Consider the following 20,297-nt stretch of genomic DNA (forward strand, 5'->3'; position numbering starts at 1 on the left):
TCACCCGACCCTTGCCCGGCTGCCCAGGATGCCCTGGGGCCGGACGACGAGGATGAGGATCAGCACGAGCAGGCCGCCGATGTACTTCAGGTCGGGGTTGATGACCAGCGTCGACAACTGCACCAGCAGGCCCACGATGACGCAGCCGAGCAACGCCCCGTACGCGGTGCCGAGGCCGCCGAGGGTGATCCCGGCGAACATCAGCAGCAGCAGCTTGAAACCCATCTCCCACTGCACGCGGCCCCCGAGCTCGGACAGGCCGAAGAGCACGCCGCCCAGGGCGGCCAGCCCACCGCCGAGGGCCCACACGAACCGGACGACGCGTTCGACGTCGATGCCGGAGGCGGCCGCCAGATCCCGGTTGTCGGCCACCGCCCGCATCGCCTTGCCGATGCGGGTGCGCTGGATGAGCAGGGCCACCCCGACCAGCACGACGAGGCTGACCACGATGCAGGCCAGGTTCACCGGGGTGATCGCGATCGGACCCCATTCCAGCTGGCGCTGGCCCTGATAGTCGGCGAACGCCTCGGCCCGGTCGGAGAACAGCGCGAGGATCAGGTAGCGCAGCGAGATCGCCAGGCCGATGGACACGACCAGCTGTGCGATGAGGCCGGTGCGCCGGCGCCGCAGGGGCGCCCAGATCAGCCCGTTGTTGAGCAGGCCGATGACGATGCCCACCACGATCGCGAGCAGCGTCGCGGGGATCAACTGGATACCCAGGCTGACGTTGAAGATCCACGCGGCCACCGCGCCGAGGGTCACGAGCTCGCCGTGCGCGAAGTTCGTCAGGCCGGTGGTTCCGAAGATCAGGCTCAGCCCGACCCCGGCGATCGCGATCACGAGGCCGAACCGCAGTCCGTCGACGACGGTGCGGATCAGCGTCTCCCACCCCGAGGTGGCGAACCCGGACCGCGACTCGCCGAACGAGAAGATGACCGTGTTCGCCCGGCCGGCGGCGACGTCGCGCTGCACGGCGGCCTGCACGCTCACCCCCTCGGGAAGGGACTGCTCGTCCACCTCGAACGTGTAGGTGCCGGGGGGTACGGTCATCTGCCAGCGCCCGTCGGGCGCCGAGGTGGCCCGGGCGACCTCGGCGCCCGCGGCGTCGCGGGCCCGGACCGTGACCCCGCCGAGGCGCTGCCCGGCGTTGTTGAGACTGCCGCTGACCCGCACCTCCTCGCTCGGCTGCGGCGCGGTGGTGGTCGGCGCCGGGGGTGGGGTGGGTTCCTGCGCGGAGGCCGCCCCGGCTCCGACACCGGCGAGCGCGAGTGCGACGAGCAGGAGCAGGAGCGTCGGGGCGAGCCGAGGTATCGGTGGTCGCCCCCGGAGCGGCACGGATGGGGCCACGCAGGTCCTCCGGATCACGTCGGGTCGTCGAGCGCGGCGCCGGGGGACCGGCGTCGTGGAACCGGACTTTAGCGGCTGCAACCGCTTTCCACGGGGCTCTGCGATTTCCGCCGCGTATCTGTTCTGTTTCGGGTGCCGCGCCGAGCGCACGGTCGCGGAGGGGCCCGGGTTGTCCGAGCCGGTCCCTAGACTGAGGAACCGTGACTCGTGCATCCACCTCCTCCGCGCCCGCCGCCGCCACCGCCGGCGACCGACCGACCCTGTTGCTGCTCGACGGGCATTCCCTGGCGTTCCGCGCGTTCTACGCCCTGCCGGCGGAGAACTTCAAGACCCACAGCGGCCAGACCACCAACGCGGTGTACGGGTTCACCTCCATGCTCATCAACCTGCTGCGCGACGAGCAGCCCACCCACGTCGCCGCGGCCTTCGACGTCAACCGCGACACGTTCCGGGCGGCGGCGTACCCCGAGTACAAGGCCAATCGCAGCTCGGCGCCCGACGAGTTCCGCGGTCAGGTCGACATCACCAAGGACGTGCTCGAGGCGCTGGGCATCCCGGTGATGGCCGAGCCCGGCTACGAGGCCGACGACATCATCGCGACCCTGGCCACGCAGGCCGCCGCCCAGGGGTACCGGGTGCTCGTCGTCACCGGCGACCGGGACTCGCTGCAGTTGGTCACCGACGACGTGACCGTCCTCTATCCTCGGCGCGGGGTGTCGGACCTGACCCGGTTCACGCCCGGGGCGGTGGAGGAGAAGTACGGCCTGACCCCGCAGCAGTACCCCGACTTCGCGGCGCTGCGCGGGGATCCGAGCGACAACCTGCCCTCGATCCCGGGGGTGGGGGAGAAGACCGCCGCCAAATGGATCCGCGAGTTCGGCAGCCTCACCGAGCTCGTCGACCGCGTCGACGAGGTCCGCGGGAAGACCGGTGACGCCCTGCGCGCACACCTGTCCAGCGTGCTGCTCAACCGTCAGCTCACTGAGATGGTGCGGGACATGGCCCTGCCCTACACCCCCGATCAGCTGGCCCTGACCCCCTGGGACCGTGACCGCATCCACCGGCTGTTCGACGACCTCGAGTTCAAGGTGCTGCGCGACCGGCTGTTCGCGACCCTCAGCTCGGTCGAGCCGGAGGCCGAGGAGGGCTTCGAGGTGCGCGGCGGCGTGCTCGAGCCGGGCACGCTCGCCGGATGGCTCGCCGCGCACGCCGTGCCGGGCGTGCGGCACGGCATGGCGGTGCTCGGTTCCTGCATCCCGTACGGCGGCGACGCCACGGCCGTGGCGATCGCCGCGGCCGACGGTGAGGGCGCGTACGTGAGCACCACCACCCTCACGCCCGAGGACGAGGCGGCGCTCGCCGCCTGGCTGGCCGACGCGGCCGTGCCCAAGGCGCTGCACGAGGCGAAGGCGGCCCTGCACGCACTGCGGGGCCGCGGGTGGACGCTGGCCGGGGTCACCAGCGACACCGCCCTCGCCGCCTACCTCGTGCGTCCCGGTCAGCGCACCTTCAACCTCGACGACCTGTCCCTGCGCTACCTCAAGCGGGAGCTTCGGGTGGAGGAGTCGGGGGAGCAGCAGCTCTCGCTGCTCGACGACGCCGACGCCGCCGACGCGAAGGCCGCGGAGGCGGCGATTCTGCGGGCCCGGGCGGTGGTGGACCTCGCCGCGGCCCTGGACACCGAGCTCGAGGGGATCGAGTCCACCGCCCTGCTGACCGACATGGAACTGCCCCTGCTGGGTGTGCTCGCCGACCTCGAGACGACCGGAATCGCGGTCGAGGCCGGACGGTTGGACGACCTGCAGTCCGGCTTCGCCGCGGACGTCGCCGCCGCGGCGTCGGCCGCCTACGACGTGATCGGCAAGCAGATCAACCTCGGCTCACCGAAGCAACTGCAGGTGGTGTTGTTCGACGAGCTGGGGATGCCGAAGACGAAGAAGACCAAGACCGGCTACACCACCGACGCCGAGGCGCTGCAGAATCTGTTCGAGCAGACCGGGCACCCGTTCCTCGAGCACCTGCTCGCGCACCGGGAAGCGATGAAGATGAAGACCACGGTCGACGGCCTGGTCAAGTCCATCGCCGACGACGGCCGGATCCACACCACCTTCAACCAGACCGTGGCCGCCACCGGCCGGTTGTCCTCGACCGAGCCGAACCTGCAGAACATCCCGGTGCGCACGGAGGCGGGCCGGCACATCCGCGACGCGTTCGTCGTCGGCCCCGGCTACGACCTGCTGCTCACCGCGGACTACAGCCAGATCGAGATGCGGATCATGGCGCACCTCTCCGGCGACGAGGGCCTGATCGAGGCGTTCAACACCGGCGAGGACCTGCACAGCTTCGTCGGTTCCCGGGCGTTCGGGGTGCCGATCGAGGAGGTCACTCCGGAGCTGCGGCGACGGGTCAAGGCGATGTCGTACGGGCTGGCCTACGGGCTCAGCGCGTACGGGCTGGCGCAGCAGCTGAAGATCTCCACCGAAGAGGCCCGCGAACAGATGGAGGCCTACTTCAACCGCTTCGGCGGCGTGCGCGACTACCTGCACGCCGTCGTCGAGCAGGCCCGCAAGGACGGCTACACCTCCACCCTCTACGGCCGCAGGCGCTACCTGCCGGACCTGAACAGCGACAACCGTCAGCGCCGGGAGGTCGCCGAGCGGGCCGCGCTCAACGCCCCGATCCAGGGCACCGCCGCCGACATCATCAAGGTCGCGATGATCGACGTGCAGGCGGCGCTGCGCGGGGCCGGGTTGCGGTCGCGCATGCTCCTGCAGGTGCACGACGAACTGGTGCTCGAGGTGACCGCCGACGAGCGCGAACAGGTGCAGCAGCTGGTGCGGGACAAGATGGCCTCGGTCATCGACCTGTCGGTTCCGCTGGACGTCTCGGTCGGCTTCGGGCGCAGCTGGGACGCCGCCGCGCACTGACCCCGACACGGCGGTGCGCACGTCCCGTCGCCCTGTCGCGGCGGGACGTGCGCACCCGGGGTCGCTCAGCCCTGCTTCTGGTTCTGTTCGGCGATCTGGCGGCGCACCTCATCCATGTCGAGGGCCTTGACCTGGGTCACGAGGTCCTCGAGCGCGGCCGGGGGCAGGGCGCCGGCCTGGTTGAACACGAGGACGCCTTCGCGGAACGCCATGATCGTCGGGATGGACCGGATGTTCGCCGCCGCCGCGATGCCCTGTTCGGCCTCGGTGTCCACCTTGGCGTGCACGACATCCGGATGCTTTTCCGACGACGACTCGAAGGTGGGGGCGAAGGAGCGGCACGGCCCGCACCACGATGCCCAGAAGTCGACGAGAACCACGTCGTTACCGGTGATGATGTCGTCGAAGTTCTGCTGCGTGAGAGTCTGGGTGGCCACGGGGATCCTTTCGGTCGGGTACTGATCGCGTCAACGTCGTGTCGCGACCGTTTCTTCCCGCGGGTACCCGTTCTGCCCGTCGATACCCCCGTCGATACCTGCTGCGCCGGCTCCGAGCGCGTCCGTGGGCACCCGGTGGGTCACCGCACGCGGGCGGGTTCGGTGCGGAAGGTGCGACGGTAGCTGTGCGGGGTGGTGCGGCGCAGGCGCAGGAAGTGCTGCCGCAGGACCGCGGCCGTCCCGAAGCCGACGCGGTCGGCGATGACGTCGACGGGCAGGTCGGTGGTCTCGAGCAACCGTTGGGCCGCGAGGACCCGTTGATCGCGCAGCCAGCGGGCGGGCGTCGTCCCGGTCTCGGCCAGGAACCGCCGCGCGAAGGTCCGCGCGGACATGTGCGCCTTCGCGGCGAGCGCCGCCACGGGCAGATCCTCGTCGAGGTGCTCGGTCATCCAGTCGAGCAGGGGTGCGAGTGTCTCGGCGGGTGCCGTGGGCAGCGGCATGGCGACGTACTGGGCCTGCCCGCCGTCGCGGTGCGGCGGGACCACCATCCGGCGCGCGATGCCGTTGGCCACGTCGGAGCCCTGTTCCTTGCGGACGATGTGCAGGCACAGGTCGATTCCGGCGGCGGTGCCGGCACTCGTGAACACCGGGTCGTCGTCGACGTAGAGCACGTCCGGATCGACCTTCGCGGCCGGGAAGCGTTCGGCCAGCCGCGGGGCGTGGCGCCAGTGGGTGGTGCAGCGGCGATCGTCGAGCAGGCCGGCGGCGCCCAGCACGAACGCTCCCGTGCACAGGCTCGCGACCCGCGTGCCACGGTCCACCGCCGCCCGCAGCTTGGCGAACAGCGGCTGCAGGTCGGCGATCTCGTCGGCGACGCCGCACACGAACGACTCGTCCAGGTCGGCGATTCCGGTGCCGCCGGCGGGAATCACGATCAGATCCGCGTCGTCGAGGCGATCGAGATCGTAGGGGACGTCGATCGTGTACCCGAACCGGGTGGTGACCGGGCGGGGGCTGCCCGCGACGAGGCTGAAGTCGTACACGGGCAGCCCGTCGTCGGATCGGTCGAAGCCGAACACCTCGCAGGCGACGCCGAGTTCGAAGGCCTCGGTGCGGGGCAGCAGCGGCACGACCACCGTCGTCAGCATGCCGCCCAGTCTGCCACCAGGTTGGCCGGAAATCGACGATACGTGTCGTTTCTGCCGCTGTCGGCGGGTCGGTCCGGGGACCAGGCTGAGACCATGACCGTCCTCCTGTTCGTCCTCGTCGTGTTCGTGGCGCTCGACGCCCTGGCGCTGGCCGGCCGGACGCCCGATACCCACCGCGAGGAAACCCAGTTCGGCGACTACCGCGTCTGACCCGGCACCGGGCCGCGGCGGCGCGGCGTCACACCACCCGCCACTCGCGTCGCGCCTCGCCGTCCCACCGCCGGATGCCGGCCGACACGCCCGTCAGCTCCCGGGTGCCCGCTCGGGTCGCCGTCAGCGCCGATCCGAGCCGGCCGGGCGGCACCCGGCGGGCCAGGGTCACGTGCGGGGTCCACTCGCCGGGCCGGATGTGCGCCGGGACACCCGGACAACCGTCGATCAGCGCGAACACCATCCGTTGCAGCTCGAGCAGTTCGGCCGTGGGCACCACCAGCCGCGCCACCGTCGCGGTACGCGAGCCGAACAGCACCATCCCCCCGAGCCGCACCGGCAACGGCTCGCCCGTGATCTGCTCCCGCATCGCCCCTTCCACGCCCGGCGGAATCGACGCGGCGACCGCGAGCGTGATGTGCGGGCGGTTCGACTCGGACCGATTGCGGGCCTGACTGGACAGTCCCACGTCCAGCAACCGCGACCATTCCTCGCGGACCGCCTGATCCAGACGGTCGTCGAGGAGCAGTTCCACCGACTGCACCATGGTGGGTAATGATTGCCGCATGACCGACGCCGTCGCAATCCCCGCCCCGCACCGCATCGGACTGCTCGAAGGAGACGGGATCGGTCACGAGATCGTCCCGGCCGCCCGCCGGGTGGTCGACGCCGCCGTCGCCGCCGTGCACGGCCCGGAGATCGACTGGGTGCCGCTGCCGCTCGGCGCCGATGCGATCGCCACCCACGGCACACCCACCCCCGAATCCACCCTCGACGCACTCGCGGGCCTGAACTCGTGGATCCTCGGACCGCACGACAGCGCCGCCTATCCCGACCCGTTCCGCGCGCAGCTCACCCCGGGCGGACAGATCCGCAAGCGGTTCGATCTGTACGCCAACATCCGTCCCGCCCGCGCCCTGCCCGGTGTCCGCGCCGTGTCCCCGCGCATGGATCTCGTCATCGTGCGGGAGAACACCGAAGGGCTCTACGCGGACCGCAACATGGTCGTCGGCAGCGGCGAATTCATGCCCACCCCCGACGTCGCGCTCGCCGTCGGCGTCGTCACCCGGGCGGCCTGCGAACGCATCGCCCACACGGCCTTCCGGCTCGCCACCCGTCGCCGCCGCCGCGTCACGATCGTGCACAAGGCCAACGTCCTGTCCCTGACCACCGGCCTGTTCCGGGACGTCTGCCGCGAGATCGGCGCACAGTATCCGTCGGTGACGGTGGACGACGAGCACGTCGACGCCATGGCCGCCCACCTCGTCCGCCACGGTGCCGACTACGACGTCGTCGTCACCGAGAACATGTTCGGCGACATCCTCTCCGACCTCGCGGGCGAACTGTCCGGCTCGCTCGGCACCGCGGCGTCGATCAACGCATCCGACACCCAGGCCATGGCGCAGGCCGCACACGGCGCCGCCCCGGACATCGCCGGCCGCAACCGCGCCAATCCCACGGCACTGATCCTGTCCGCCGCGATGCTCCTCGACCGGCTCGGCACCGCCCACGACCTGCCGGAGTTCGCCGCCGCGGCCCGCCGGATCGAGCACGCCGTCGACGCGACCGTCGAGGCGGGCGTGGCCACCGCGGATCTCGGCGGCCTCGCTTCGACCGCCGAATTCACCGAGGCCGTCGTCGCCCGCACTCGTCGCCGCTGAGCTCGCAGCTCTTGACCTCGAGTCGGCTCGAGGTCCTACCGTGGCCGCCATGACGACCGAGATCCTGCGCATCGACAAGTTCTCCGTGCCCGCGGCCGCACGGGAGACCTTCCTCGCCGCGGTCCACGAGACGCACCGCGAGCTGCGTACCCAGCCCGGGTTCCACGGCGACGACGTCGTCGAACTGTGCTCCGGCCCGAGCGAATACAACATCGTCACCGTGGTGCGCTGGGCGGACCACTCGGCACTGCAGCGGGCCCGGGCGGCCCTGCAGGAGAGCCACGCACGCCGGGGGTTCGACCCGGCCGCGTTCCGGCTCGAGCTCGGCGTCGTCGCCGACCTCGGCAACTACGTACCGGTCGCCGCCGGCGACCGGTAGGCAGGTGCGGCCGTCGACACCGAGGGCCGTCCGGCGCGGATTCCGTAATCCGGGCCCGCCGATGGATACTGTGCGGTTGTGGACGAACCAGCACCTACCGGACCGACCGGCCGCCGACGCCTCGTCGCGGGGCTGCTCGGGACGTTGCTGACGGCCGCGGTCCTGTCCGGCTGCGTCGTCAACACCGAGTCGACCGTGCCGCCCGGCGAACCGGTCGGCGCCGAACGGGTCGAGGCGATCGCCGACCAGCTGCCGGCGCCCGTCGCGGCGACCGGCGAGCTGAAGGTGGGCGTCAACGTGCCGTACGCCCCGAACGAGTTCAAGGACGACGACGGGCGCATCGTCGGTTTCGCGGTCGAACTCGTCGACGCCCTCGGCGACGTCCTCAGCGTCCGTCCGGTGTTCAGCGAATCCGACTTCGACCGCATCATCCCCGCAGTCCAGGCCGGCACGTTCGACATGGGTTCGTCGTCGTTCACCGACACCGAGGAACGCGAACAGTCCGTCGACTTCGTCACCTACTACAGCGCCGGCGTGCAATGGGCCCAGCGCGTCGGCGACGACGTCGACCCCGACAACGCCTGCGGGTTGCGGGTCGCGGTGCAGACCACCACCTACGAGGACATCGACGAGGTGCCCGCCAAGAGCGAGGCGTGCGTCGCCGCCGGCAAACCGCCGATCGACAAGGTCAAGTACGACAGCCAGGACGAGGCCACCAACGCCCTCATCCTCGGCCGTGTCGACGCCCTCTCGGCCGACTCGCCGATCACCGCGTACGCAATCGCCCGTAGCGACGGCCGGCTCGAAACCGCCGGAGCCGTGTTCGACGCCGCCCCCTACGGCTTCGTCGTCGCGAAGGGCTCGCCCCTCGGACCCGTGCTGCAGCAGGCGATGCAGCACCTCATCGACTCCGGCGTCTACGCGCGCATCGCGCAGCGGTGGGGCATGGAAGAAGGAACCATCGACACCGCGCAGATCAACGCGGCGACGAGCTGAGCGAAAGGGGTGCGATGAGCGACCGCTCGACATCCGTCACCGGACCGGAACCGCAGACCGAACCGGAAACCATCAAGGCCGTGCCGCTGCGCCGGCCCGGCCGCTGGATCGCCGGCATCGTCGTCGCCGTGCTGCTGGCGCTGTTCCTCTACGGCGCCGCCACCAACGAGGCGTACCGCTGGGACGTGTACGCGCAGTACCTGTTCGACCGCCGCATCACCGAGGCGGCCTGGAAGACCGTGCAGCTGACCGTGCTGGCGATGCTGCTCGCCGTGCTCCTCGGCGTGCTCCTCGCGGTCATGCGCCTGTCACCGAACCCGGTGCTCAAGACCGTCTCGTGGGTGTATCTGTGGATCTTCCGCGGCACCCCCGTCTACGTGCAGCTGGTGTTCTGGGGTCTGTTCCCCTCGATCTACAAGCAGCTCGACCTCGGCATCCCGTTCGTGCACCAGTTCGTGCACATCGACCTGCAGGGCATCAACGCCGCCTTCCTGTTCGCCGTGATCGGCCTCGGGCTGAACGAGGCCGCCTACATGGCCGAGATCGTGCGCGCCGGGATCGGCTCGGTCCCCGAAGGCCAGACGGAGGCCTCGGTGGCGCTCGGCATGTCGTGGTCGCAGACCATCCGCCGCACCGTCCTGCCGCAGGCGATGCGGGTGATCATTCCGCCGACGGGCAACGAGCTCATCAGCATGCTCAAGACCACCTCGCTGGTCGCGGCGGTGCCGTACAGCCTCGAGCTCTACGGCCGCGCCCGGGACATCTCCGGCGCCAACTTCCAGCCCATCCCGCTGCTGCTGGTCGCCGCCACGTGGTACCTGGCCATCACGAGCCTGCTCATGGTGGGCCAGTACTTCCTGGAACGGCACTACTCGAAGGGCCTGAGCCGCCAGCTCACCGCGCGGCAGTTGCAGGCTCTCGCCGACGCGCAGGGCAAGCCCGTCCCCGTCGAGCCCGGCGCGGCGCAGGCACCCGACATCCCCGGAGGAGAACGCCGATGACACCGATGGTCCAGGCCGACCGGGTCTACAAGAGCTACGGTGCCCTGCGGGTGCTCAACGGCATGTCGCTCGACGTGCCCGACGGCACCGTGGCATGCCTGATCGGGCCCTCCGGCTCCGGTAAGTCCACCTTCCTGCGCTGCATCAACCACCTCGAGAACATCGACGCCGGCCGCCTGCACGTCGACGGCCATTTCGTCGGCTACGCCGAACGCGGGGGCAAGCTCTACGAGCTGAGCCCGCGGGCGGCGGCCAAGCAGCGCCGCGAGATCGGCATGGTGTTCCAGCACTTCAACCTGTTCCCGCACCGCACGGCCCTCGAGAACGTCATCGAGGCGCCGATGCTGGTGAAGAAGATGCGCCGCGCCGACGCCGTCGCGCTGGGGCGGGAACTGCTCGACAAGGTCGGGCTCGCGGCCAAGGCCGACGCCTACCCGGCCCAGCTCTCCGGCGGCCAGCAGCAGCGCGTGGCCATCGCCCGCGCCCTGGCCATGGAGCCGAAGCTCATGCTCTTCGACGAGCCCACCTCCGCCCTGGACCCCGAGCTCGTCGGCGAGGTTCTCGCGGTGATGCGGGACCTCGCCGCCGGCGGGATGACGATGATGGTGGTCACCCACGAGATGGGCTTCGCCCGCGAGGTCGCCGACCAACTGGTGTTCATGGACGGCGGCGTGGTCGTCGAAGCCGGTGCTCCCAGGGAACTGCTGCGCAATCCGCAGCACGAACGAACCCAGTCGTTCCTGTCCAAGCTGCTCTAGCGGTCGGGCCCCTCAGCGGCCGCTGTCGGGCTCTCCGCAGTGTTCGGCGATCACGGCCCGCGCTGCGCGCTCCAGCGCGACGGCCGCGTCCCAGCCGTCTCCGGACGGGAGGATCGGCTCGCCGACGACGAGGTGGATCGCTCCGCGGTGGATGATCCTGCCGTGATCGGGCCACATCATCGCGCGGGTGCCGGTGATCGCGACGGGGACCACCGGAAGACCCGCCCGTGCGGCGATCACGAACGCACCCAGGTGGAAGGACCGGAGCCCGGGCACCGGCGACAGCGCGCCTTCGGGGAACACCACCAGGCGGCCCCCGGCGCGTGCCTCCTCGACCAGCCGATCGGCGTCGGCCACGCTCTGCTCACGTTCGGTCCGTTCGACGAACCGCGTACCGATCCGCCGCAGGAGGAAACCGATGAACGGCTTGCGCTCGAAGACCTCCCCGGCCACGAACGTGTAGCGGCCCGGCAGGATCGTCGACAACGCGATGCCGTCGAGGAAGCTGGCGTGGTTGGCGACCACTACGCAGTTCGGCAGCCGCACGAGATGCTCGGCCCCTTGCGCGGTCACCGGGGTGCGGGTCAGGCGGGCGAGACCGCGGGCGGCCCTGCGCGCGGCCGCGCGGCGCGCCGGGAGGCGGGGCAGCACCGCCATGGCGATCAGGGTCGGCAGGCCGACCGCGAGGACCATCGACCAGCACCACAGGGCGAACGCACCGGTCCGGACGAGCTGCGCCGCCCGCCGCAGGCTCGGGATCGCGCCGCGGACCGCGAAGCGGGTCAGCTGCCACCACACCGGCCGGGGACGGGCCCGCACGTCGCCCTGCTCGTAGCGTTGCCGGGTGGCGGAACGCCGGATCTTGCCGCTCGAGGTCTTGCGCACCGTTCCGGGTGGGGCGAGCACGATGTCGTCCGGCGGTGTTCCGAGCAGATCCACGGAGACCCCGACGATGCGCTCCCGGAGCCGGTCCAGGGTGGCTGTCTCGGTCTCGCGCGTCTCGGCCAGCACGACCAGGCGTTCGGTGCCGGCGGTCTGCGCGGAGGTCGCGAAGACCGCCACGCAGCCCTTCCGGAGTCCCGGGATCTCGCCCACCGCCCGCTCGAGCTCCTCCGGGTGCAGGTTGCGGCCCGCGCGGATGACGAGGTCCTTGATGCGGCCGGTGACGTAGAGTTCGCCGTCGTCGAGATAGCCGAGGTCGCCGGTGTCGAGCCAGCCGTGCCGGGACAGCGCCTTGGTCGCCTGCGGGTTGCGGAAGTACCCCGCGGTGGCCGAGGGGCCGCGGAACTCGATCCGGCCCTCGCGCCGGTCGCCGAGCACGTTCGCAGCCGAGTCGACCACCCGGATCCGGTGATCCGGGATCGGCCGGCCGCAGGCGACGAAGCGCAGCGGGTTCGGGTCCTCGTCGGTGGCGGGGGCCGCCCGGCCGGTGCGCAGGAAACGTTCGCGGGCGACCGAATCGATCACCGGTCCCCGTCCCACGGGCGGGAAGGTGAGGCCGACACATGCTTCGGCCAGCCCGTAGACCGGGGCCAGGGACTCGCGGCGGAGTCCGTAGGCGGCGAACCGCTCGCCGAACCGGATCACGGTGTCCGCGTTCACGGCTTCGGCGCCGTTGAACAGCATGCGCAGCGAGCCGAGGTCGAGCCCCTCGACGTCGGCGTCGGCGATTCGGCGCAGGCACAACTCGTAGGCGAAGTTCGGAGCCGCCGACAGGGTGCCGCGGTGGGTGTGGATCGCCCACAGCCACTGCGCCGGGCGGGCGAGGAACTCCAGCGGGGACATCACCGCCAGCGGCACCCCGAAGTACAGGCCGGACAACCAGGCGCCGATCAGGCCCATGTCGTGGTAGAGCGGCAGCCAGCTGACGAAGACGTCGGAGGTGGAGACCTCGGCTGCCTTGCCCATCGCACGGATGTTGGCGAGCAGATTCGCGTGGGTCAGGGTCACGCCCTTGGGGTCGCCGGTGCTGCCGGAGGTGTACTGCAACAGGGCGATGTCGCCGGCGCCGCGCGGTCCGCCGGTCGCCTCCCCGCAGCCGGCCAGGTCGCCCGGGGTCAGGACGTGGCGCACCGTCTCCACCTGGCCGCGCGTCAACCGGGCCAGGCGGGCGGCCTCCGGGTCGGTGACCAGCACACGGGTCCGTGCGTTGTCGAGAATGTGCACCTGCCGACGGAGGTGCTCGGCGAGCTGGGAGGGACGCGCCGGCGGATAGACCGGTACCGGGACGCCCCCGGCCAGGAGCACGCCGGTGAACGTGGTGAAGTAGTCCCGGCTGGTGGGAAGCATGAGGCCGACCGCGTCACCGGGCCGGAGATCGTGGGCGAGCAGCGCGGCGGACACCGTGGCAGCCGCGGAATGCAGCTCGCCGTAGCTGATCTCGCTCTGGTGTCCCTCGGTGAGAATGCGCAGGTGGACCCGATCCGGATGGGTGCGGGCGTGCCACGAGAGCGCCTCGGTCAGGGTCGCGGTCGCGTCCGGCGTCCGGTCGGTGCATGGGGGCGCCGCCCGTCGCGCGGGCACCGGCCGGCGGCGCTCCCGCGCGGGTGCGTGGTGCACCGCCGTCAGCAGCTGACGCGGGGTGGTCACGGTGCCGAGCACCCCATGATCCAGGCTCACCCCGAACGCATCCTCGACGCGGGAGATCAGCTCGGTGACCGCGAGACTGTCGAGCCCGAGATCACGATCGAAGACGCTGTCGAGCCGTGTGCCGGCCGCGCGATCGACCGTGTACCTCTCGGCCACCAGATCCCGGACCACCGAGAGCAGCAGGGCATCGTCCTGCCCCGGGGTCGCAGGCTCGCTCACGGTCGTCTCCCGTCTGTGGGAGGGACGGGTCGTCCTGCTGCCCAACATAGGCGGCCGCTCCGGCGACCAGAAGGGCCGAAGGCCCCCGGGTGCCGGTTCACGCGGACCCGGTGCCTGCTCGGTGCCGGGGCACCCGGAGAAGCCGGAACGGCTCGACGAGCAGAAGCACCGCCACCGCGAGGTAGAACGCCACCGCGAGCTGCGGCAGGAACGCCGCCAGGAGGGTCGATGCGGCCATGAGTACCGCCACCGACCATCGTTCCCGGGCCAGCGCCGGCAGTTCGGCCCGGCCCGCCTCGTCGGTCAGGTCGGCGTTGCGCACGGCGTAGGCGATCAGCACGTTGCTCATGAGTATCGCCAGGGCCAGGTTCAGGCCGAACGCCACCGTGGCCGACCTTCGCGCCGCGTCGGACAGGTGGGTCGCCATCAGGCTGGTGGTGAACGGCAGGACGGTCACGAACAGCAACCGCAGCAGATTCAGGCGCAGGAAGACCCCGTCGGTCGCCCGCAGCAACCGGGTGAGGTTGCTGCGGGCGACCCACACACCACCGATGAAGGCGAAGCTGACCAGGTATCCCAGGAAGGAGGGCCACTCGGCGCGCAGGTCCTCGAGCAGCCGGGCTGCGGAGTCGGGTACGTCCAGTTCGAGGACGAGCAGGGTGATCACGATCGCGAAGACGCCGTCGGAGAACGCGTCGAGCCGCGTGGTGGGCAGCTACCGGCCGCCGTGCCGCGGCGGGTCGCGGTGATCGGCGCGGGGCGCTCGCGGTGCGCCGGAGTCGTCCTCGGCGGGCGTCACCCCACGACCATGACACAGGCGGGGACCGGGCATCGGCCGGACGGGTGATCGGCCGGGCGGGCGGTCGCGGGCGGGTCAGTCCGGTTTACGGCTGCAGAAGATCGCGGTGCCGGGGAACAGTTCCCCGCGCAGCGGGCTCCACTGGCCCCACTCGCGGTCGAGCCCCTCCGGCCATTCGGGTTCGACGATGTCGCGTACCTCGAGGCCGGCCGCGACGAGTTCTCGGACCCGATCCCCGACGGTGCGGTGATGCTCGACGTAGGTGGGGACGCCGGCCTCGTCGACCTCCACGTACGGGGTGCGGTCGAAGTACGGCAGCATCGCGGTCAGTCCCCGCTCACCGGGGTCGTCCGGGAAGATCCAGCGGATCGGGTGGTTGACCGCGAACACCCAGATCCCGCCCGGGCGCAGCACCCGCGCGACCTCCCGCATGACCCGCGCCGAGTCGGCGACGAACGGTACCGCCCCGAACGCCGAGCACGCGATGTCGAAGCTCGCGTCCGGGAAGGGCAGGTCCTCCGCGCCGGCCTGCACGAGCGGTACCCGCGGCCCGCCGCGGTCCATCGCGGTCAGCCCGCGCGCGAGCATCCCCATGGAGATGTCCAGACCCACCGCCCGGGCGCCCCGGCCCGCGAGCCAGCGGGCGCACGGCGCCGACCCGCAGCCGAGCTCGAGGACGTCCTTGCCGGCGACGTCGCCGAGCAGGTGCACGTCGCCCTCGTGCAGCCCCTCCGGGCACCATACGAACTCGCCCTCCGCCGAGTCCACGCCGAGGAACTCGCCGTGGGTGCGGTGGTAGTCCGCGGCGTCGGCGTCCCACCAGGTGCGGCTCGCGCGCTCACTGTCCCGCGTGCCGAGGCGGGCCCGACCTGCGCGGGTGGCTCCCAGGACGGACTGGGCGTGGGCGTGACGGTCGTCGGACATGTCGTTCAGCGTAGAGCCGCGGGCCCGCCGCGCCCGGGCCGGGTTTGCCCAGCTAGCACCGGGACGCGTAGCCTGATGATCGCGAGTGTCCGCCCGTGGCCCGATAAGGATCCGGCGCGGGCGCCCGCGGCGGAGTGTGCGTGGCGTTCGCGCGGCGCGCGGTCCGCTTGTCCGACCGAACTTCATCAACCGACACCAACCCGTCCGGAGCAACTCAACACATGCCCTCCACCACCGTCACCTCGCCGCAGGTAGCCGTCAACGACATCGGCTCCGCCGAGGATTTCCTCGCCGCCATCGACGCCACGATCAAGTACTTCAACGATGGCGACATCGTGGAAGGCACCATCGTCAAGGTTGATCGCGACGAGGTGCTGCTCGACATCGGTTACAAGACCGAAGGCGTCATCCCGTCCCGCGAGCTCTCCATCAAGCACGACGTCGACCCCAACGAGGTCGTCTCCGTCGGCGACGAGGTCGAGGCCCTGGTTCTCACCAAGGAGGACAAGGAAGGCCGCCTGATCCTGTCGAAGAAGCGTGCGCAGTACGAGCGCGCGTGGGGCACGATCGAGGAGCTCAAGGAGAAGGACGAGGCCGTCAAGGGCACCGTCATCGAGGTCGTCAAGGGCGGCCTGATCCTCGACATCGGCCTGCGTGGCTTCCTGCCCGCGTCGCTCGTCGAGATGCGCCGCGTCCGCGATCTGCAGCCGTACGTCGGCAAGGAGATCGAGGCCAAGATCATCGAGCTCGACAAGAACCGCAACAACGTGGTCCTGTCGCGTCGCGCCTGGCTCGAGCAGACCCAGTCCGAGGTCCGCAGCGAGTTCCTGCACCAGCTCCAGAAGGGCCAGGTCCGCAAGGGCGTCGTGTCCTCCATCGTCAACTTCGGCGCGTTCGTCGATCTGGGCGGGGTCGACGGTCTGGTGCACGTCTCCGAGCTGTCCTGGAAGCACATCGACCACCCGTCCGAGGTCGTCGAGGTCGGCAACGAGGTCACGGTCGAGGTTCTCGACGTCGATCTCGACCGGGAGCGCGTGTCGCTCTCGCTCAAGGCCACCCAGGAAGACCCGTGGCGTCAGTTCGCCCGGACCCACGCGATCGGTCAGATCGTCCCGGGCAAGGTCACCAAGCTCGTTCCGTTCGGCGCGTTCGTCCGCGTCGAGGAGGGCATCGAGGGCCTGGTGCACATCTCCGAGCTGGCCGAGCGCCACGTGGAGGTTCCGGACCAGGTCGTGGCCGTGGGCGACGACGCGATGGTCAAGGTCATCGACATCGACCTGGAGCGTCGCCGCATCTCGCTGTCGCTGAAGCAGGCGAACGAGGACTACAACGCCGAGTTCGACCCGTCGAAGTACGGCATGGCCGACAGCTACGACGAGCAGGGCAACTACATCTTCCCCGAGGGCTTCGACCCCGAGACCAACGAATGGCTCGAGGGCTTCGAGAAGCAGCGTGAGGAGTGGGAGTCCCGCTACGCGGAGGCCGAGCGTCGCCACAAGATGCACACCGCGCAGATCGAGAAGATGGCTGCCGACGAGGCCGCCGAGGCTGCCGCGGGTGTCTCCGGCACCAACTACTCGTCGGAGACGGGTGCCGAGACCGGCACCGCCGAGTCGACCGGTGGTTCGCTGGCCAGCGACGCGCAGCTCGCCGCGCTGCGCGAGAAGCTGTCCGGCAACGCCTGACACGTTCGAGCGAGGGGCCCCGCACCTGCCGGTGCGGGGCCCCTCGCGTTTTCCGCGCCGGCAGACAGCCTGCACCGGACGCTGGTCCCCCCGGAAAAGGCCGCGGCCCCGCTCCTCGAGGAGCGGGGCCGCGGCCTTCGGCGTCGCGCCGACCGGATGCCGGAGGTGCTCAGCTCACCGCCGGGGTGCTGGCCCACTGGGCCGGCAGTTCGGCGGCGCGCTTGCGGATCGCCGCCTGGCTGTGGCGGGCGTTGCTGAGCAGCATGGTGAACCAGTTACGCCGGTGCTCGGCGAGCGCGGCGGCGACCTCGGGGATGAGGATGCAGTGAACACCGTTCTCCATGCCGAGGCGATGCCGACCGGGCAGCTGAGGGGAGGATCGCATGCGGTGCCTTTTCGAGTGGGGCGGGTAATGACGATGGTCGGACGCTCGGTCCGACGATATCCGACGCGCCGATGATACTGGGGCAGGCGAGGCGGGTGAGATGGGCGTGTTGCCGACGAAATCCCAGGTCGCGACCAGTCCGTGACCCCGTTGTGACTGCAGTGTGACGACCGGCCGGTGTCCGGCACCCGGATCGGTGATGCGACACTGTTCGACGTGCTGAGACTCGGACTGACCGGAGGCATCGGAGCGGGCAAATCCACCGTCTCCCACGAACTCGTCGCGCTGGGGGCGGTGCTCGTCGACGCGGACACCATCGCCCGCGAAGTCGTCGCGCCGGGCAGCGAGGGCCTGGCCGAACTCGCCGCGGCCTTCGGTGACGACATCCTGCTGCCGGACGGATCCCTGAACCGACCGGCGTTGGCCGCCAAGGCCTTTGCCAGCGACGAGGCGCGGGCGGTGCTCAACGCGATCACCCATCCCCGGGTGGGGGCGCGCACCGCCGAACTGGTCGCCGCCGCACCCGCCGACGCCATCGTCGTCCAGGACATCCCGCTCCTCGTCGAGGGCGGCATGGCGCCCGCGTTCCATCTCGTCGCCGTGGTGCACACCGACGCCGGCGAGCGCCTGCGCCGCCTGGTCGAACTGCGTGCGATGCCCGAGGGCGACGCGCGTGCCCGCATCGCCGCCCAGGCCACCGACGAACAGCGCCGCGCGGCCGCGGACGTCTGGCTGGACAACAACGGCGACCGGGACGCCCTCGCGGCGGCCGTGCGCGCCCTGTGGACCGAGCGGCTCGTGCCGTTCGAGGCGAACCTGCGCAGCCGCACCCCCGTGCAGCCGGCGCCGGTGCTCCGCGACCCGAATCCGGACTGGCACCGGCAGGCGCAGCGGCTGATCGGCCGGCTCGCGCTCGCCGCCGGGGGCGGCGCCGTGCGGATCGACCACATCGGCTCGACCGCCGTGCCCGGGCTGGCCGCCGTCGATGTGCTCGACCTCCAGATCACCGTGCCGGACCTCGCCGCGGCGGACGCACTCGAGGACCCCCTCGCCGGCGCCGGATTCCCCCGCATCGCCCACGTCGACCACGACGACCCGCGGCCGTCGTACGGTGCCGGCGGCGAGACCGACCCGGCCGTGTGGGGCGCGCGCCTGCACGGCAGCGCCGACCCCGGTCGGCCCGCGTACGTGCATCTGCGGGTGCAGGGCTGGCCCGGCCAGCAGTTCGCCCTGCTGCTGCGGGACTGGTTGCGCGCGAACCCCGAGGCCGTCGCCGAATTCGCCGAGATCAAGCAGGCCGCGGCCCGTGACGCGGCCGCCCGGCACGACCCGGCCGAGGCCGCCGCCGTCTACGCCGGGGAGAAGGCCCCCTGGTTCGACGGCGCCTACACGCGTGCCTGGGAGTGGGCAGAGAAGACCGGCTGGTCGGCCTGACGCCCGGACCGAGGCGGGACCCGCTCAGCGCCAGCTGACCGGCATGGCCAGCGCGGCCAGCCAGGCATCGAGATCGTGGCCGTGCGTGGCGATGCCGTCCACCGCCCGCAACGCCCGCTGCACCGCGCGCTCGGCGGTCCCCGGATCCAGCAGTCCCGCCGCCGCGGCGGCGAGCAGTTCGTCGACGTCCTCGACGGCGGTGTCGCGGCCGGTGCGCACCACGAGATCGAGGTAGTGGTCGCGCGAGTGCCACACGTTCCCCTCGCACCAGAACTCGCCGACGTCGACGTACCGGTCCTGGTCGCGTTCGAAACCGGGCCGGAAGTGGAAGATCGACGCGCGCAGGCCGAGGTCCGGCAGCAGCCACGACTCGAGATACCCGAACTGCGGGTGGTCGGCGGGCCGCGCCATGTACAGGCCCCACCGCTCGACCCGGTACACCTCCACCTCCCGCACGATGCCCTTCGGGTCGACGTTCGTGTGCGCGGCCACATCGAAGGTCTCGACCTTGACGTGGTGAAGTTTCGCCTCGGACATGGGCTGAACGTTACTGCGGTCCGGGCCGGCGAACCCGCCGGTGCCGGACCTACCGGCCCGCCGGCCCGGCCGGCACCACCGTCGTCGTCTCGTGCCCGTTGTCCTGCACGAGCGCGGAGGCGGGCAGCCGCCACAGCGCGCCGGCCTGGACGTAGTCGCCGGCCGACCCCGCGAAGTTCACCACCGTGACGACAAAGACGGTGAGGACGAAGTCGACGGGCACGGCGAACAGCAAGGCCACCAGGACCGCGCCCCACAGCGCCACGGGGGCGAGCGTGACGGTCACGGCCGCGTTCCGCGTGAGCCAGGCGTCGCTGCCCGTCGTCAGGAAGGGGAACCGCACCGCGTACGTCGGGCGCACGCCGGAGAGGATCCGGGAGACCAGGCCGTGGGTCAGTTCGTGCACCGCCAGGTAGCCGAGGCACGCCACGACGGTGACGACGACCGTGGGCGCCGTGCCCCACCCGCTCCGCAGCGGCAGGCCCAGGACCACTGCCGCGCCGAGGAGCACGGCGACGGTGAGGACGAGGACGGTCCGGACGGCCGCGGCCGCCCGCGTGTCGTTCTTCAGGTCCAGCCGGGTGTGGACCCGATAGTCCGGTGGGGGCGCCACCGCGGGCTTCGGGTCGTTGCGAGCGTTCACGTGTACCCCCTGGATTTCGCGGTCTCCCGGGCGGACGGTCCGACGAGAGCCGACGGTGGACGGGCGGGCCGGTCCGACCGATCATGCCCGGCGGACGACTCCGTGTCCCGGCGGACGACTCCGTGTCCCGGCGGATGACTCCGTGTCCCGGCGGATGACTCCGTGTCCCGGCGGCCAGGCACCGGGTCCCTGCCGCCGCCGATCGGCATTGTCGGTGC

18 protein-coding genes are annotated in these 20,297 nt (G+C 71.3%); 8 read left to right on the forward strand and 10 right to left on the reverse strand.

The window, feature by feature from the left end:
- Nucleotides 1-1,287 carry a branched-chain amino acid ABC transporter permease gene (locus A4U64_RS10095; protein ID WP_206530975.1) on the reverse strand — a complete coding sequence of 429 codons (1,287 nt, stop codon included), beginning with the start codon at nt 1,285-1,287 and terminating at the stop codon, nt 1-3.
- 260 nt (nt 1,288-1,547) lie between these two features.
- Between A4U64_RS10095 and polA the strand changes: the two genes are divergently transcribed.
- Nucleotides 1,548-4,274, forward strand: coding sequence for a DNA polymerase I (polA, locus tag A4U64_RS10100; RefSeq protein ID WP_065922518.1), 2,727 nt, complete (start codon nt 1,548-1,550; stop codon nt 4,272-4,274).
- 65 nt (nt 4,275-4,339) lie between these two features.
- Here polA and trxA read toward each other — a convergent pair whose 3' ends face one another.
- The 3 genes from trxA to A4U64_RS10115 all read right to left on the reverse strand — a co-directional run bounded on the left by trxA (nt 4,340) and on the right by A4U64_RS10115 (nt 6,616).
- Complete coding sequence (gene trxA / locus A4U64_RS10105; RefSeq protein ID WP_006941139.1) at nt 4,340-4,711, reverse strand: thioredoxin; 372 nt, start codon at nt 4,709-4,711, stop codon at nt 4,340-4,342.
- 140 nt (nt 4,712-4,851) lie between these two features.
- Entirely contained in the window at nt 4,852-5,859 is a 1,008-nt protein-coding gene (locus A4U64_RS10110) for a GlxA family transcriptional regulator (RefSeq protein WP_029544004.1), read from the reverse strand.
- Between the two features lie 238 nt (nt 5,860-6,097).
- On the reverse strand, nt 6,098-6,616 hold the full coding sequence (locus tag A4U64_RS10115; RefSeq protein WP_029544002.1) for a 2'-5' RNA ligase family protein: 519 nt from the start codon (nt 6,614-6,616) through the stop codon (nt 6,098-6,100).
- Between the two features lie 19 nt (nt 6,617-6,635).
- On the opposite strand from A4U64_RS10115, the gene A4U64_RS10120 reads away from it, so the two are divergent.
- From A4U64_RS10120 to A4U64_RS10140, 5 genes are all read left to right on the forward strand, one after another.
- Nucleotides 6,636-7,730: an isocitrate/isopropylmalate dehydrogenase family protein gene (locus A4U64_RS10120; RefSeq protein ID WP_006941144.1), complete on the forward strand. Its 1,095-nt coding sequence runs from the start codon at nt 6,636-6,638 to the stop codon at nt 7,728-7,730.
- Between the two features lie 49 nt (nt 7,731-7,779).
- Nucleotides 7,780-8,109: an antibiotic biosynthesis monooxygenase family protein gene (locus tag A4U64_RS10125; RefSeq protein WP_065922519.1), complete on the forward strand. Its 330-nt coding sequence runs from the start codon at nt 7,780-7,782 to the stop codon at nt 8,107-8,109.
- A 132-nt stretch (nt 8,110-8,241) separates the two neighbouring features.
- Nucleotides 8,242-9,105, forward strand: coding sequence for an ABC transporter substrate-binding protein (locus A4U64_RS10130; protein ID WP_065923458.1), 864 nt, complete (start codon nt 8,242-8,244; stop codon nt 9,103-9,105).
- Nucleotides 9,106-9,119: 14 nt separating this feature from the next.
- A complete protein-coding gene (locus A4U64_RS10135; RefSeq protein WP_006941147.1) occupies nt 9,120-10,106 on the forward strand; it encodes an amino acid ABC transporter permease in 987 nt (328 codons plus the stop codon).
- A complete protein-coding gene (locus tag A4U64_RS10140) occupies nt 10,103-10,864 on the forward strand; it encodes an amino acid ABC transporter ATP-binding protein (RefSeq protein WP_006941148.1) in 762 nt (253 codons plus the stop codon). The genes A4U64_RS10135 and A4U64_RS10140 overlap by 4 nt, the downstream gene beginning before the upstream one ends.
- A gap of 12 nt (nt 10,865-10,876) precedes the next feature.
- On the opposite strand, the gene A4U64_RS10145 is transcribed toward A4U64_RS10140, so the two are convergent.
- The 3 genes from A4U64_RS10145 to A4U64_RS10155 form a co-directional block, all read right to left on the reverse strand.
- The gene (locus tag A4U64_RS10145; RefSeq protein WP_065922520.1) at nt 10,877-13,672 is read right to left on the reverse strand and encodes an AMP-binding protein; all 2,796 of its coding nucleotides are present in this window, start codon (nt 13,670-13,672) and stop codon (nt 10,877-10,879) included.
- 97 nt (nt 13,673-13,769) lie between these two features.
- Nucleotides 13,770-14,339: a TMEM175 family protein gene (locus tag A4U64_RS10150; protein WP_232334185.1), complete on the reverse strand. Its 570-nt coding sequence runs from the start codon at nt 14,337-14,339 to the stop codon at nt 13,770-13,772.
- Nucleotides 14,340-14,546: 207 nt separating this feature from the next.
- Nucleotides 14,547-15,395, reverse strand: coding sequence for a class I SAM-dependent methyltransferase (locus A4U64_RS10155; RefSeq protein ID WP_065922521.1), 849 nt, complete (start codon nt 15,393-15,395; stop codon nt 14,547-14,549).
- Between the two features lie 221 nt (nt 15,396-15,616).
- Here A4U64_RS10155 and rpsA point away from each other — a divergent pair, with 221 nt between their 5' ends.
- Complete coding sequence (gene rpsA, locus A4U64_RS10160) at nt 15,617-17,080, forward strand: 30S ribosomal protein S1 (RefSeq protein ID WP_029543987.1); 1,464 nt, start codon at nt 15,617-15,619, stop codon at nt 17,078-17,080.
- Between the two features lie 169 nt (nt 17,081-17,249).
- On the opposite strand, the gene A4U64_RS10165 is transcribed toward rpsA, so the two are convergent.
- Nucleotides 17,250-17,465 carry a hypothetical protein gene (locus A4U64_RS10165; protein ID WP_006948069.1) on the reverse strand — a complete coding sequence of 72 codons (216 nt, stop codon included), beginning with the start codon at nt 17,463-17,465 and terminating at the stop codon, nt 17,250-17,252.
- Nucleotides 17,466-17,681: 216 nt separating this feature from the next.
- Here A4U64_RS10165 and coaE point away from each other — a divergent pair, with 216 nt between their 5' ends.
- The gene (coaE, locus tag A4U64_RS10170; protein ID WP_065923460.1) at nt 17,682-18,899 is read left to right on the forward strand and encodes a dephospho-CoA kinase; all 1,218 of its coding nucleotides are present in this window, start codon (nt 17,682-17,684) and stop codon (nt 18,897-18,899) included.
- Nucleotides 18,900-18,923: 24 nt separating this feature from the next.
- On the opposite strand, the gene A4U64_RS10175 is transcribed toward coaE, so the two are convergent.
- The gene (locus tag A4U64_RS10175) at nt 18,924-19,436 is read right to left on the reverse strand and encodes a DUF402 domain-containing protein (protein WP_065922522.1); all 513 of its coding nucleotides are present in this window, start codon (nt 19,434-19,436) and stop codon (nt 18,924-18,926) included.
- A gap of 49 nt (nt 19,437-19,485) precedes the next feature.
- Nucleotides 19,486-20,079 carry a DUF3267 domain-containing protein gene (locus tag A4U64_RS10180; protein WP_050035313.1) on the reverse strand — a complete coding sequence of 198 codons (594 nt, stop codon included), beginning with the start codon at nt 20,077-20,079 and terminating at the stop codon, nt 19,486-19,488.
- Nucleotides 20,080-20,297: the final 218 nt, after the last annotated feature.

Origin of the sequence: Rhodococcus sp. WB1 (assembly GCF_001700945.1) — a bacterium.
Taxonomy (GTDB): domain Bacteria; phylum Actinomycetota; class Actinomycetes; order Mycobacteriales; family Mycobacteriaceae; genus Rhodococcus; species Rhodococcus aetherivorans.

Bases quoted from the DNA above. Each gene is read 5' to 3' on its own strand.
- A4U64_RS10110 (WP_029544004.1), bottom strand. From the start codon at position 5,859: ATGCTGACGACGGTGGTCGTGCCGCTGCTGCCCCGCACCGAGGCCTTC.
- A4U64_RS10115 (WP_029544002.1), bottom strand. From the start codon at position 6,616: ATGGTGCAGTCGGTGGAACTGCTCCTCGACGACCGTCTGGATCAGGCG.
- A4U64_RS10120 (WP_006941144.1), top strand. From the start codon at position 6,636: ATGACCGACGCCGTCGCAATCCCCGCCCCGCACCGCATCGGACTGCTC.
- A4U64_RS10125 (WP_065922519.1), top strand. From the start codon at position 7,780: ATGACGACCGAGATCCTGCGCATCGACAAGTTCTCCGTGCCCGCGGCC.
- A4U64_RS10135 (WP_006941147.1), top strand. From the start codon at position 9,120: ATGAGCGACCGCTCGACATCCGTCACCGGACCGGAACCGCAGACCGAA.
- A4U64_RS10140 (WP_006941148.1), top strand. From the start codon at position 10,103: ATGACACCGATGGTCCAGGCCGACCGGGTCTACAAGAGCTACGGTGCC.
- A4U64_RS10155 (WP_065922521.1), bottom strand. From the start codon at position 15,395: ATGTCCGACGACCGTCACGCCCACGCCCAGTCCGTCCTGGGAGCCACC.
- rpsA (WP_029543987.1), top strand. From the start codon at position 15,617: ATGCCCTCCACCACCGTCACCTCGCCGCAGGTAGCCGTCAACGACATC.
- A4U64_RS10165 (WP_006948069.1), bottom strand. From the start codon at position 17,465: ATGCGATCCTCCCCTCAGCTGCCCGGTCGGCATCGCCTCGGCATGGAG.
- A4U64_RS10175 (WP_065922522.1), bottom strand. From the start codon at position 19,436: ATGTCCGAGGCGAAACTTCACCACGTCAAGGTCGAGACCTTCGATGTG.